11 protein-coding genes are annotated in these 13,286 nt (G+C 69.9%); 3 read left to right on the top strand and 8 right to left on the bottom strand.

The features are described from left to right. Nucleotides 1-19 precede the first annotated feature (19 nt). A complete protein-coding gene (gene hisS / locus HCN51_RS25160) occupies nucleotides 20-1,282 on the bottom strand; it encodes a histidine--tRNA ligase (RefSeq protein ID WP_168012154.1) in 1,263 nt (420 codons plus the stop codon). Beyond that, complete coding sequence (locus tag HCN51_RS25165; RefSeq protein WP_080036962.1) at nucleotides 1,282-1,962, bottom strand: MBL fold metallo-hydrolase; 681 nt, start codon at nucleotides 1,960-1,962, stop codon at nucleotides 1,282-1,284. Before HCN51_RS25165 ends, hisS begins: the two co-directional genes overlap by 1 nt. 138 nt (nucleotides 1,963-2,100) lie before the next feature. Here HCN51_RS25165 and HCN51_RS25170 point away from each other — a divergent pair, with 138 nt between their 5' ends. The 3 genes from HCN51_RS25170 (at nucleotide 2,101) to HCN51_RS59715 (ending at nucleotide 5,473) form a co-directional block, all read left to right on the top strand. Then, nucleotides 2,101-2,982 carry a peptidylprolyl isomerase gene (locus HCN51_RS25170; protein WP_346433783.1) on the top strand — a complete coding sequence of 294 codons (882 nt, stop codon included), beginning with the start codon at nucleotides 2,101-2,103 and terminating at the stop codon, nucleotides 2,980-2,982. Between the two features lie 62 nt (nucleotides 2,983-3,044). Further along, a complete protein-coding gene (locus HCN51_RS25175; protein WP_080046504.1) occupies nucleotides 3,045-4,274 on the top strand; it encodes a DUF349 domain-containing protein in 1,230 nt (409 codons plus the stop codon). 107 nt (nucleotides 4,275-4,381) lie between these two features. Next, nucleotides 4,382-5,473 carry a cupin domain-containing protein gene (locus HCN51_RS59715; RefSeq protein ID WP_240973224.1) on the top strand — a complete coding sequence of 364 codons (1,092 nt, stop codon included), beginning with the start codon at nucleotides 4,382-4,384 and terminating at the stop codon, nucleotides 5,471-5,473. Between the two features lie 32 nt (nucleotides 5,474-5,505). Here HCN51_RS59715 and HCN51_RS25190 read toward each other — a convergent pair whose 3' ends face one another. The 6 genes from HCN51_RS25190 to ruvB all read right to left on the bottom strand — a co-directional run bounded on the left by HCN51_RS25190 (nucleotide 5,506) and on the right by ruvB (nucleotide 13,220). Beyond that, nucleotides 5,506-7,698, bottom strand: coding sequence for a RelA/SpoT family protein (locus tag HCN51_RS25190; protein WP_168012158.1), 2,193 nt, complete (start codon nucleotides 7,696-7,698; stop codon nucleotides 5,506-5,508). 204 nt (nucleotides 7,699-7,902) lie between these two features. Next, nucleotides 7,903-8,421 (bottom strand): adenine phosphoribosyltransferase, encoded by a 519-nt coding sequence (locus tag HCN51_RS25195; protein WP_168012160.1) that lies wholly within the window; start codon nucleotides 8,419-8,421, stop codon nucleotides 7,903-7,905. A gap of 199 nt (nucleotides 8,422-8,620) precedes the next feature. After that, entirely contained in the window at nucleotides 8,621-9,628 is a 1,008-nt protein-coding gene (gene secF, locus HCN51_RS25200; RefSeq protein WP_168012162.1) for a protein translocase subunit SecF, read from the bottom strand. 1 nt (nucleotide 9,629) lies between these two features. Continuing rightward, nucleotides 9,630-11,489: a protein translocase subunit SecD gene (gene secD, locus HCN51_RS25205; RefSeq protein ID WP_168012164.1), complete on the bottom strand. Its 1,860-nt coding sequence runs from the start codon at nucleotides 11,487-11,489 to the stop codon at nucleotides 9,630-9,632. A gap of 91 nt (nucleotides 11,490-11,580) precedes the next feature. Continuing rightward, complete coding sequence (yajC, locus tag HCN51_RS25210) at nucleotides 11,581-11,973, bottom strand: preprotein translocase subunit YajC (RefSeq protein WP_080036955.1); 393 nt, start codon at nucleotides 11,971-11,973, stop codon at nucleotides 11,581-11,583. Between the two features lie 212 nt (nucleotides 11,974-12,185). Beyond that, a complete protein-coding gene (ruvB, locus tag HCN51_RS25215; RefSeq protein WP_080036954.1) occupies nucleotides 12,186-13,220 on the bottom strand; it encodes a Holliday junction branch migration DNA helicase RuvB in 1,035 nt (344 codons plus the stop codon). Nucleotides 13,221-13,286 lie beyond the last annotated feature (66 nt).

Genomic DNA, 13,286 nt, shown 5'->3' on the forward strand with positions numbered 1-13,286 from the left:
GCGAAGGAGGGGGAGCCGGTCACTGCACCTTCTCCTTCAAGACGTCGACGACCTGGGCCAGCGGCACCTCGGTCTGCTCGGCGGTGGCCAGGTCCTTCACTTGTACGGCCTCGGCCGCGAGGTCGCGCTCGCCCAGGATCAGCGCGAAGCGGGCGCCGGAACGGTCGGCCCCCTTCATCGCCCCCTTGAGCCCCTTGCCGCCGAAGGCCAGGTCGGCGCTGACGCCCGCCTCGCGCAGCTCGTCGACGAGCAGGAACATGCGGCGGCGCGCGTCGTCACCCAGCGGGACACCGTACACCTGGACACGTCGCGGCGCGGTGTCGTCGCCGAGCAACCCCTCGGCCTCCATGGCGAGGAACGTGCGGTCGACGCCGAGCGCCCATCCGACGCTGGGCAGGGGCGGGCCGTCGAGCATCTCGCTGAGGCCGTCGTAGCGCCCGCCGCCGCCCACGGCCGACTGGGAGCCGAGCCCGTCGTGCACGAACTCGAAGGTGGTGCGCGTGTAGTAGTCGAGCCCGCGCACCAGCCGCGGGTCGTCCTCGAAGGTGATCCCTGAGGCCGTCAGCAGGGCGCGGACCTCCTCGTGGTAGGCCCGGCAGGCCGCGCACAGGTGGTCGACGACCAGCGGCGCGTCTGCGAGCTGCGCCTGCACCTCGGGCCGCTTGTCGTCGAGCACCCGCAGCGGGTTGATCTCGATGCGGGCCCGGGTGTCGTCGTCGAGGTCGAGCCCGCGCAGGAACTCCTGCAGCGCCGCCCGGTAGGCGGGCCTGCAGTTCTTGTCGCCGAGGCTGTTGAGCAGCAGCCGGACCTGCTTGAGGTCGAGCGAGGCGAACCCGCGGGCGCCCAGCACGATCAGCTCGGCGTCGAGCGCCGGGTCCTCGGCGCCGAGCGCCTCGGCCCCGACCTGCCAGAAGTGGCGGTAGCGGCCCTTCTGCGAGCGCTCGTAGCGGAACTGGCTGCCGGAATACCACAACTTGACCGGGAGCTGGCCGTTGTGCAGGTTGTGCTGCAGCACCGCGCGCACGACCGAGGCCGTGCCCTCGGGGCGCAGGGTCAGGGAGCGGCCCGCCTTGTCGGGGAAGGTGTACATCTCCTTGGAGACGATGTCGGTCGACTCGCCTACGCCCCTGGCGAACAGTTGCGTGTCTTCGAAGACAGGCGTCTCGATGTAGCCGTAGCCCGCCCGGCGCAGCGGCGCGGCCAGGGCCTCGCGCACGGCGAGGACCCGCTCGGAGCGGGGCGGCAGCCAGTCGAAGGTGCCCTTGGGTGCTTGGAAGCTCATTAGATCCCTCGTGTGGGACCGGCGTGCGGCGCTGCTTCCTTCAGGTATGGGTTGGTCGCGCGCTCGCGGCCGATCGTGGTCTGTGGTCCGTGGCCCGGCAGGACGACCGTATCGTCAGGCAGCGGCAGACACTTGGTAGCCAGGCTGCGCAGGATCGTCGGATAGTCGCCGCCGGGAAGGTCGGAGCGGCCGATGGAGCCGGCGAACAGCAGGTCGCCCGAGAACATGATCTCGTCGCCGGGCAGCCGGAAGCTCACCGACCCCCTGGTATGGCCGGGCGTGTGGTCGACCACGAACTCCAGGCCGGCGAGCGGCAGCACGGCGCCGTCGGACAGCTCGCGCACGTCGTCGGGCTCGCTCAGCGTGATGCCGCCGAACAGCGAGGCGCTGGTGTCGGACCAGCCCGCGGCGGGGTCGCTCAGCAGGTGGCGGTCGTCGGGGTGGATCCACGCGGGCACGTCGCGCGCGCCGCACACGGGGGCCACCGACCAGACGTGGTCGAGGTGGCCGTGGGTGAGCAGGACCGCGACGGGCTTGAGGCGGTGCTCGCGCAGCAGCTCGTCGACGCCGTCGGTCGCGTCCTGACCTGGATCGACGATCACGCACTCCTCGCCGGCCGCGGGCGCGACGACGTAACAATTGGTCTGGAAGGCCCCTGCGGGGAAGCCTGCGATGAGCATCTGCCTCAGGTGATCTCGTCGAAAAGCCAATGGGAATGTAACCGAAGGGTACCGGTGCGGGTCGCCGGGCTGCGAATCATTACCCGTTGGCCGATACGATTCGCCCACCTCAGTTGATTGACTATGGGAGGCAAAGCGGTGGCCACGGGGAAGGACCGGCAGAAGCAGCTGGCACGCGAGCACTACGAGCGGCAGATGCAGCGCCGCATCGAGCGCGAGCAGAAGGCCAAGCGCACGGCGATCATCGGCTCCACCGTGGGCGTGGTGATCGTGGTCGGCGGCATCGTGGCCGCGGTCGCGCTGCTCGGCGGCAACGACACGGGCACCGAGGCGGCCGCCTCGCCGTCGGCCGCGGCGACGCCGGCCGACACCGCCCAGGCGTCGGCGAGCACGGGCCCCAAGCCGTACGACGCCAAGACCGGCACGTGCGACTACGTCAAGGACAGCTCCGGCGGCACGGTCAAGGACGTCGGGATGCCGCCGACCAAGGTCAAGACCGAGCCCGCCACGAAGACGATGACGTTCAAGACGAACCTGGGCGACATCGTGGTCGAGCTGAACAACGCCAAGGCGCCGTGCACGACCAACTCGCTGGAGTTCCTGGCGAAGAAGAACTATTACGACGGCAGCAAGTGCCACCGGCTCGGCAGCGACCAGTTCCCGATGCTGCAGTGCGGCGACCCGACCGCCAAGGCGGACGGCAAGAACCAGACCGACGGCCAGGGCGGCCCCGGCTACGTGATGGCCGAGGAGAACCTCCAGGGCGCCCAGTACAAGCGCGGCGTGATGGCCATGGCCAAAACGAACGCACCCGGCAGCACCGGCAGCCAGTTCTTCCTCGTTTACGGGGACATCGGGCTCACCCCGGATTACACGCCGGTGGGTACGATCACCAAGGGGCTCGACATCCTGGACAAGGTGAACAAAGCAGGCAACATCCCTGGCGCCATGGGAGATGGGACGGGAGCACCAAAGCAAACCGTCGAAATCAAAGACGTGACAATCGCCGGCAAGAGCTGACGTAATACAAACTAGGGGCGAAGTAGTCCCGAAGGGTCTGATGGATAGTGCGGGAGGACACGGTGAGCACCGACCCGTGGGGCCGGGTAGACGACGACGGCACCGTCTACGTGCGTACGGCTGAGGGAGAGCGGGCCGTCGGCTCCTGGCAGGCCGGTGAACCCGAAGAGGCACTGGCCTACTTCCATCGCAAGTACGACGAGCTGGCCGGCCAGGTACAGCTGCTCGAACAGCGGGTCAGGGGCACCGATCTGGCCCCGGCGCAGGCCGAGGCGAGCATCACCAAGCTGCGCGAGGCCGTCTCCGAAGCGCACGCCATCGGAGACCTCGACGCGCTGACGCGGCGCCTCGACGGCCTGACCGAGCTCGTCGCACAGCGCCGCGAGGAGGTCAAGGCGGCCCGCGAGCAGGCGCGGGCCGAGGCCAGGGCGGTCAAGGAGCGCATCGTCGCCGAGGCCGAGCGCATCGCCGACGAGACCACCCACTGGAAGTCGGGCGGCGAACGGCTGCGCCAGCTCGTCGAGGAGTGGAAGGCCGCCGACCGCATCGACCGGGTCACCGAGGCCGCGCTGTGGAAGCGGCTGTCGGCCGCGCGCACGGCGTTCGCCAAGCGGCGCAAGGCGTACTTCGCGGGGCTGGACGAGCAGCGCGAGGGCGTGCGCGCCGAGAAGGAGCGCATCGTCGCCGAGGCCGAGGCCATCGCCGACTCCACCGACTGGGGCCAGACCGCGGCGATCTACCGCGAGCTGATGCAGCAGTGGAAGAACGCGGGCCGCGCCTCCCGGGAGGCCGAGGACGAGCTGTGGGCGCGCTTCAAGGCCGCCCAGGACCAGTTCTTCCAGGCCCGTTCGGCGGTGTTCGCCGAGCGTGACGCCTCGCTGGCCGCCAACGCGGAGGTCAAGGAGGAGCTGCTGGCCGAGGCCGAGAAGATCCTGCCGGTCACCGACGTCCGCACGGCCAGGGCCGCGCTGCGGCACATCCTGGAGCGCTGGGAGGCCGCCGGGCCGGTGCCGCGCGAGCAGCGCGACCGGCTGGAGGGCGGGCTGCGCAAGGTCGACGAGGCCGTGCGCAAGGCCGAGGACGCCGAGTGGAAGCGCTCCAACCCCGAGGCCAGGGCCCGCGCCCAGAGCACGGTGGACCAGCTGCGCACCTCGATCGAGCAGCTGGAGAAGCGGCTGTCCAAGGCGCAGGCCGCCGGGCGGGCGAAGGACGTCAAGGAGGCCGAGGAGGCCCTGATCGCCCGCCGTTCGTGGCTGGCGGAGGCCGAGCGCACCCTCACCGAGTTCAGCTGAGGGCACCGTGTTCGGCTGAGGGCACCGAGTTCAGCTGAGCGATCCCCGGGTCGCCGTCGTTCGGATCGGGCGGCGCGCGACGGGGCCCGGGACCTAGGCTGACGGGCATGGATCCCGTCACGGCCGCGCGCGCCTTCGTCGAAGAGCTCTTCCCCGGCGCCCTGTACGCCTACGTCGGCGGCAGCGTGCTCTCGGGGCGCCGCACCGGCGCCTGCGGCCTCGACGTCGTGGTGGTGCTCGACGGCCTGCCGGCGCCGTACCGCGAGTCGCTGCGCTGGCGCGAGTGGCCGGTGGAGCTGTTCGTGCACAGCGAGACCAGCCTGGCCGCCTACATCGAGCACGACTTCGAGCGACGGCGGCCCGCTCTGCCGCGCATCTGCGCCGACGGCGCCGTGGTGACCGACCGCACCGGCGGCCGGGCCAGCGACCTGCAGAACACCTTGTCCGAACGGCTCGCGGCCGGCCCGTCCGGCCTCACCCAGGGACAGGCCGAGCGGTTCAGGTACGTGCTGTCGGACCTGCTCGACGACCTCGCCGACGCCGCCGATCCGGGCGAGCGGGCGTTCATCGGCTGGGAGGTCGTCCAGGCGACCGCCAGGACGGCGCTCGGCGTGGGGCGGGCGTGGCAGGGCAGCGGCAAGTGGCTGCTGCGCGAGCTGCGCGCCCACGATGCCCGGCTGGCCGATGAGCTGCTGGCCGCACCCGACGACCCCGCCAGGCTGGCCGCGGTGGCCACGGACGTCCTTGAGCGGGCCGGAGGACGCCTCTGGGAGGGCTACCGGGCCCAGGGGGACCCCTTCCACCAGCCGCTGCGCCACGTGCCCTCAGGGACGCTCTCCGGCGAAACGGCGCAAAGCGGTGGGATGCGGCGGCTGGCCGCCATCAGCGGCGCCACCACCGGCTCCTCCCGGCTGTGGATGGGCCAGACGCACGTCGCCCCCGCCACCCGCTCCTCCGACCACCACCACGGCGCCTCCGAGACGGCCATCTACGTGGTCAGCGGGCGGCCGTCGTTCGTGTTCCTGGAGGACGACAAGGAGGTGCGCGTCGACGCCGGGCCCGGCGACTACGTGTTCGTGCCGCCGTACGTGCCGCACCGCGAGGAGAACCCCGACCCCTCGCAGGAGGCGGTCGTGGTGATCGCGCGCAGCACGCAGGAGGCCATCGTCGTCAACCTGCCCGACCTGCGCCAGCACTGAGCTCAGCTGCCCGGCCTGCGCCGGCACTGAGCTCAGCTGCCGGCGCCGCTCACCCGGTAGACGTCGAACACGCCTTGGATGCTGCGCACCGCCTTGAGCACGTGGCCCAGATGCTTGGGGTCGCCCATCTCGAAGGTGAACTTGCTGATCGCCACCCGGTCGCGCGACGTCGTCACCGAAGCGCTGAGGATGTTGACGTGCTGGTCCGACAGCGTACGCGTGACGTCGGACAGCAGCCGCGGCCGGTCGAGCGCCTCCACCTGGATCGCCACCAGGAACACGCTGTCGTCGCTCGGCGACCAGCTCACCTCCACCAGGCGGTCGGGCTGCGACTTGAGCTGCTGCACGTTCGTGCAGTCGGCCCGGTGCACCGACACGCCGTGGCCCCTGGTGACGAACCCGACGATCTCGTCGCCGGGCACCGGGGTGCAGCACTTCGACAGGCGTACCCACACGTCGGCGTCGCCCGCCACCACCACGCCCGCGCCGCCACCGCCACGGGGACGGCCGCGCAGCCGCGTCGGCAGCGCGGTCTCGGCGATGTCCTCCTCGGCGCTGTCGACGCCGCCGATCGAGGCCACCAGCTTCTGCACGACCGCCTGGGCCGCGATGTGGCCCTCGCCGACGGCCGCGTACAGGGCCGACACGTCGGGATAGCGCAGATCGCGGGCCAGCGCCAGCAGCGCCTCACCCGACATCAGCCGCTGCAGCGGCAGGCCCTGCTTGCGCATGGCCCGGCCGATGGCCTCCTTGCCCGCCTCGATCGCGGTCTCGCGGCGCTCCTTGGAGAACCACTGCCGGATCTTGTTGCGGGCCCGGCCCGACTTGACGAACTTCAGCCAGTCGCGCGACGGCCCCGCGTCGGGCGACTTGGAGGTGAAGATCTCCACCGTGTCGCCGTTGCCGAGCCGCGACTCCAGCGGCACCAGCCGCCCGTTGACGCGGGCGCCGATGCAGCGGTGACCCACCTCCGTGTGCACCGCGTACGCGAAGTCGACCGGCGTGGCCCCCTCGGGCAGGGCGATGACCTGGCCCTTCGGGGTGAACACGTACACCTCGGAGACCGACAGGTCGAACCGCAGCGACTCCAGGAACTCGCCCGGGTCGGAGGTCTCCTTCTGCCAGTCGAGGAGCTGGCGCAGCCAGGCCATGTCGCTGCCCGGCTTGACCTTGCCCGTGGGGCCGGGGGCGCCGACCTCCTCCTTGTACTTCCAGTGCGCGGCCACGCCGTACTCGGCCCTGTGGTGCATCGCGTGGGTGCGGATCTGCAGCTCCACCGGCTTGCCCTCAGGACCGATCACCGTGGTGTGCAGCGACTGGTACATGTTGAACTTGGGCATCGCGATGTAGTCCTTGAAGCGGCCCGGCACCGGGTTCCACCTGGCGTGGATGGTGCCGAGCGCGGCGTAGCAGTCGCGCACGCTGTCGACGAGGACCCGGATGCCCACCAGGTCGTAGATGTCGTCGAACGCGACATCCCTGGCGATCATCTTCTGGTAGACCGAGTAGTAGTGCTTCGGCCGGCCCTTCACCACCGCGCGGATCTTCGCCTCGCGCAGGTCGCCGTGGACCTTCTCGATGACCTCCTGGAGGAACAGGTCTCTGCGCGGTGCCCGCTCCGAGACCATGCGGGCGATCTCGTCGTACCGCTTGGGGTAGAGCATGGCGAACGCGAGGTCCTCCAGCTCCCACTTGATCGTGTTCATGCCCAGCCGGTGCGCCAGCGGCGCGAAGATCTCCAGCACCTCGCGCGACTTCTGGTGCCGCTTGTGCTCCGGCAGGTACCGCATGGTGCGCATGTTGTGCAGGCGGTCGGCCAGCTTGATGATCAGTACGCGGATGTCGCGGGACATGGCCACGACCATCTTGCGCACGGTCTCGGCCTGCGCGGCGTCGCCGAACTTGACCTTGTCGAGCTTGGTGACGCCGTCGACCAGGGAGCCGATCGTGTCGCCGAAGTCGGCGCGCAGCTCGTCGAGGCTGTAGGCGGTGTCCTCGACCGTGTCGTGCAGCAGCGCCGCGCACAACGTCTCGTCGTCGGTGCCCAGCTCGGCCAGGATCGTCGCCACCGCCAGCGGATGCGTGATGTACGGGTCGCCCGACTTCCGCTTCTGGTCACGATGATGGTAGGCGGCCACGTCGTAGGCGCGCTCGATCAGCCGCAGGTCCGCCTTCGGATGGGTCGCCCTGACCGTGCGGAACAGCGGCTCCAGCACCGGGTTCATGGCCCCACCCCCAAACCGCCTTCGGCGCACCGCCGGCACGCCGGGCGTCTCGGCATTGCCTGAGTCGGCTACCTCGGGCACGACCACTTCACGGGGCACTCAGACTCCTCCCGCACCGACTCCCCACGCAAAAGCTCCTCACGTTTCGAGTCCAGATCCCCCCAGTGTATCCAGGCGGCGAACCCGGACCGCCGCGGGCCGGGCTCAGACGATCACCAGGGAGTGCAGCTCCACCCCCGTCAACCGCTCCCGCCCCTTGAGAAAGGCCAGCTCCATCAGCACGGCGATGCCGACGACCTCGGCTCCGGCCCTCTCCACCAGCTCCACGGCCGCCTTCGCCGTGCCGCCCGTGGCCAGCACGTCGTCGACGATGAGCACCCGGTCACCGGGCGCGAACGCGTCACGGTGCACCTCGATGGTCGCGGAGCCGTACTCCAGATCGTAGGACTCTTCCAGGGTCGCGGCGGGCAGTTTCCCCTTCTTGCGCACCGGGACGAACCCCGCCGCCGCCCGGTACGCCACCGGCGCGGCGAGAATGAAGCCACGTGCCTCGATGCCCACGATCTTGTCCACCTGGTGCAGGCCGGCCAGCTCGTCCACCACGGCCGCCATCGCCACCGGGTCGGCCAGCAGCGGGGTGATGTCCTTGAACATGACCCCGGGCTTGGGGTAGTCGGGCACATCCCTGATCCGGTCGAGGATCAGCGTGCTCAGCTCGGTCATGGGTGTTTCCCTCGCATTTCTCCACTGGCCGTCTGCCGGGCTCCATGATGGTGCATCCGGGCACCCCCTCGTACCGCCGCCCGATGCTTCGGGCCGCGCCCGTGGGGCCCTTCAGGCGGTTCGCGGGCGTACCCCGGACAACGGGACGGCGCCCCCGCCCCGTCGCGGGGCGAGGGCGCCGTACGGACGCCTGCGGCGCTCAGCCCTTGGCTACGGCCGCGCTTTTGGAGCCCTTGGAGCCCTTGGACCCCTTGCCGCCACCTCCCGTGGAGGCCAGCCGCCTGGCGATGGCCTGGTACTTCGGCTCGCGCTCCTTCAGCGTCACCAGCAGCGGCGTGGCGACGCACAGCGACGAGTACGTACCGACGATCATGCCGACGAACAGCGACAGCGACAGGTCCTTCAGCGTGCCGGCGCCGAGCACCGTCGTGCCGATGAACAGGATCGCCGCCACCGGCAGGATCGCGACCAGCGAGGTGTTCAGCGACCGGATCAGCGTGTGGTTGAGCGCGTTGTTCGCGGCCATCGAGTACGTCTGCTTCGACGTGTGCCCCAGCTTGGCCGTGACCTCCTTGATCATGTCGAACACCACGACCGCGTCGTAGAGCGAGTAACCGAGGATGGTCAGGAAGCCCAGCAGCGTCGCGGGCGTGACCTCGAAGCCCGACCAGGCGTAGATGCCGGCCGTGATGACGAGGTCGTGCACGAGCGCGACGATGGCGGCCAGCGCCATCTTCGGCTCGAACGCCATCGACAGGTACAGGATGATCGCCAGCATGAAGACGCCCAGGCCGATCCACGCCTTCTGCGACACCTCACCGCCCCAGGACGGGCCGATGGCCTGGATGCTCACCTGGTCGACCGGGACGTTGAAGTCCTTGGAGATGGCGCTCTGCACCTGGGCCCGGGTGTCCTCCGACAGGCTCTCGGTGGTCGCCCGCCAGCCGTCGGTGCCGGCCTGCTGGACGATCACCTGGTGCACGCCCTCGTCGAGGACGGACTGGCGGACCTCCTGGACGGAGGTCTGGCCCGCCTTGAACGAGAAGATCGTGCCGCCCTTGAACTCCACGCCGAGGTTGAGCCCGTTGATCAGCAGCCCGGCCAGCGAGACGACCAGCAGCAGGCCGGACAGGCTGTACCACAGGCGCCACTTGCCGACGAAGTCGACATCGATCTCGCCGCGATAGAGGCGACGCGCAAGTCCCATCTCAGGCCTCCTGCGGAGTGGTCGTGCGGCCGGTCGACGCCGTGTCGCTCATGCGCTCGGCATCGAGACCCGACAGCGGGTGCCCCTTGGCGAAGAACTTCAGCTTCGCCAGCAGGGCGATGAACGGCTTGGTGAACAGGAACACCACCACGATGTCGATCAGCGTGGTCAGGCCCATCGCGAACGCGAACCCGGCCACACCGCCCACCGCCAGGAAGTACAGCACGATCGCGGCGATGAACATGACGGCGTCGGCGATCAGGATCGTGCGCCGGGCACGGACCCAGGCCACCTCGACGGCCGCGCGAAGCGTCCGCCGACCTTCCTTCATCTCATCACGAATACGTTCGAAGTACACGATGAAGGAGTCGGCGGTGATACCGATCGAGACCACCAAACCGATGATGTGCGGCAGCGAGAGCCGGAAGCCGGCGTTGTGGCCGAGCACGACCACCGCCGTGTACGTCAGGATCGTCGCCACCACGAGGCTCAGCACCGCCACGATGCCGAGACCCCGGTAGTAGAGCAGGCAGTAGAGCACGACGAGGCCCAGCCCGATGATGCCGGCGATGAGGCCGCCCTGGAGCTGGTCCTGGCCGAGCGTCGAGGACACGGTGTCCACCGAGCTGCGGTTGAACTTCAGCGGCAGCGCGCCGTACTTGAGCTGGTCGGCCAGGTTGGTGGCGCTGACCTGGTCGAAGCCGCCGGTGATCTCGGCCCGGCCGCCGGGGATCGGGCCCTGGATGACCGGAGCGGTGATGACGACGCCGTCGAGCACGACCGCGACCATGTTGCGCGGCTCGGGCGAGTTGTAGGCGGCGGTGGTGAGCTTGCCCCACTCGCCGGCGCCCTTGCTCTTGAAGTCGAGCTGGACGACCCACTCCGTGGTGCCCTGGCGCACGCCCGCCGAGGCCGTGTCGATGTCGGTGCCGACGACCTTGGCGACGTCGAGGACGTACTTGTAGCTGCCGTCGGTCTCACAGGCCGCGTACTGCTTCTTCGGGTCGTCCTGGACGCCCTGGCCGCGGTTGGCGGGGTTGCTGCAGTCGAGCTTGTTGAACTGCTGGAGCACCGCCGGGTCGATGCCCGTGGTGTCGATGCCGGCGTTGGGGTCTTGGGCGGGGGGCGTGCTCGGCTGGCCGCTCGGCGTGGCCTTGGCCGTCGGGGACGCCTTGGCCTCCTGCCCCTTCTTGCCGCCCTGCTCCTGGTTCTTGCCGTCCTGGCCGGTCTGCTGCTTACCGTCCTGGCCGGTCTGCTGCTTGCCGTCCTGGCCGGTCTGCTGCTTGCCGTCGCCGTCCTGGGCGGGGGTCGAGGCCGCGGGCGTCGGGGCGGTCAGCGCCGACGACAGCGCCTTGCCCGTCGGGCTGGCGCTCGGCGTCGTGATCGACTGCTGCGTGGACGGCTTGGTGGACGGCTGCTTGGACGGCTGGGCCGTCGGGGAGGTGGAGGTGCCGGCCGACGGGCTCGCGGAGCCCGACGGCGAGCCGCTCGGCGTCGGAGCGTTGGTGGCCAGGTTCTGCGGGGCCTGCGTGGCGGCCACGGCGAGCACCTGGCGGAAGCGCAGCTCCGCGGTGGTCGCGACCAGCTTGATGGCCTCGTTCTGACCGACACCCGGGATCGAGATGATGATGTTGTCGCCGGACTTGGCGACCTCGGCGTCGGAGATTCCGGTGCCGTTGACCCGGTCGCGGATGATGTTGACCGCGCGGTCGAGGATCTCCTCGGGCGGCGACGCGTTGTTCTGGGTCACGGGGGACAGAGTCACCGTGGTGCCGCCGGCGAGGTCGAGGCCCAGCTTCGGCGTGAACGCCTTCTGCAGGAACATCGTCCCGCCCAGGGCGAGGATGAGCGCCAGAAGCACGAGGAGCGTACGCCCCGGTCGGCTGTGGCGGCTGGTCGGTCGGGCCACTGGTCGTCAGTTCTTTCGGATAGAGGTTTGTCGCAGAGCTTAGTCAGGACTGCTTGGTACTGGAGCCCTGGTCGCCGTCGCGCTCTACGGTGGCCTCGGACTCCCTCTTGCCCTCTTCGCCGAGTTCGACCTGGTCAGCGGCCGACTCGTCGTCACTCACCGGGGTGTCGCCGGGAGTGACGACGCGGCCGATCGCGGCCTTCACCCAGCGGGTCTCGATCCCTGGCGCGATCTCGAGGATGACGTCCTCGTTGTCCACGGCCACGACGTTCGCGAACAGACCCGTCGTGGTCATGACCCGGGTGCCGGGCGCCAGGGAGTTCTGCATCTTGATCGCCTCTTGCTGGCGCTTGCGCTGCGGGCGGATCAGCAGGAAGTAGAACACCACCACCAGCAGAATCAGCGGCAGGATGCTGCTGAGTTGTCCCATGTCCATAAGGGGCGACCTTCCATTGTCGTACAAGAAGTTGACACCGGCCTCGCGCCGGAAATTCCGTGCGTTGCGTCGGGGCCGCGCCGCTCAGCCCGTCAGCCTACACAGCCAGCCAAGCCACGGAGTGTAGGCGCTTGTTGCGAAACGCGGCAACGAGGCAGCGTTTCGGCGCGCGGGGAAGTTCCCATTTTGAAATGGTTGCAACCGATCTGTGATCACTCGAAAAGTGACGCTCCGAACGCATCTGGTGGCGGAGTCATGCCCAGGTGCACCCACGCCGCCGCCGTCGCCACCCGGCCGCGCGGGGTTCTGGCCAGCAGCCCCTGCCGTACGAGGAACGGCTCGGCCACCACCTCCACCGTCTCCGGCTCCTCCCCCACGGCCACCGCCAGCGTCGACAGGCCGACCGGGCCCCCGCCGAACTTCTTCAGCAGCACGCCCAGCACCGCCCGGTCGAGCCGGTCGAGCCCCTCGCCGTCCACCTCGTACAGGTTGAGCGCCGCCGCCGCGATGTCACGGTTGATCACCCCGTCGGCCCGCACGTCCGCGAAGTCCCGCACCCGCCTGAGCAGCCGGTTCGCGATCCGCGGCGTGCCCCGCGAACGCCTGGCGATCTCGTGCGCGCCGTCGTCCGGCAGGTCCACCCCGAGCAGCGCGGACGAGCGGCGCAGCACCTGCTCCAGCTCGGCCGTCTCGTAGAAGTCCATGTGCGCGGTGAACCCGAACCGGTCACGCAGCGGCGCCGGCAGCAACCCCGCCCGCGTGGTGGCGCCCACCAGCGTGAACGGCGCGATGTCCAGCGGGATCGCGGTGGCACCCGGCCCCTTGCCGACGACGATGTCGACCCGGAAGTCCTCCATCGCGAGATACAGCATCTCCTCCGCCGGCCTGGCCATGCGGTGGATCTCGTCGATGAACAGCACCTCACCCTCGGACAGCGTCGACAGGATCGCCGCCAGATCACCGGCCCGCTCCAGCGCCGGCCCCGAGGTGATGCGCAGCGGCGCGTTCAGCTCCGCCGCGATGATCATCGCCAGCGTCGTCTTGCCCAGCCCCGGCGCCCCGCTCATCAGCACATGATCCGGCGGGCTCTGCCGGCGCAGCGCGCTCTCCAGCACCAGCGAAAGCTGCTCACGCACCCGGCCCTGGCCGATGAACTCGCTGAGCCGCTTGGGCCGGAGCGCGGCCTCGATCTGCAGCTCGTCCCCTCCGGCCGTGGACGAAAGAATCTCCTCCCGCTCAAACCCCACGCCCGCACCTCCTCTCGCTGATCGCCATCCGGCACGCCCGGCGCCGCTGCACGACCGCCCCACGCT

The sequence above is a fragment of the Nonomuraea composti genome, from assembly GCF_012034275.1.
Classification (GTDB): domain Bacteria; phylum Actinomycetota; class Actinomycetes; order Streptosporangiales; family Streptosporangiaceae; genus Nonomuraea; species Nonomuraea composti.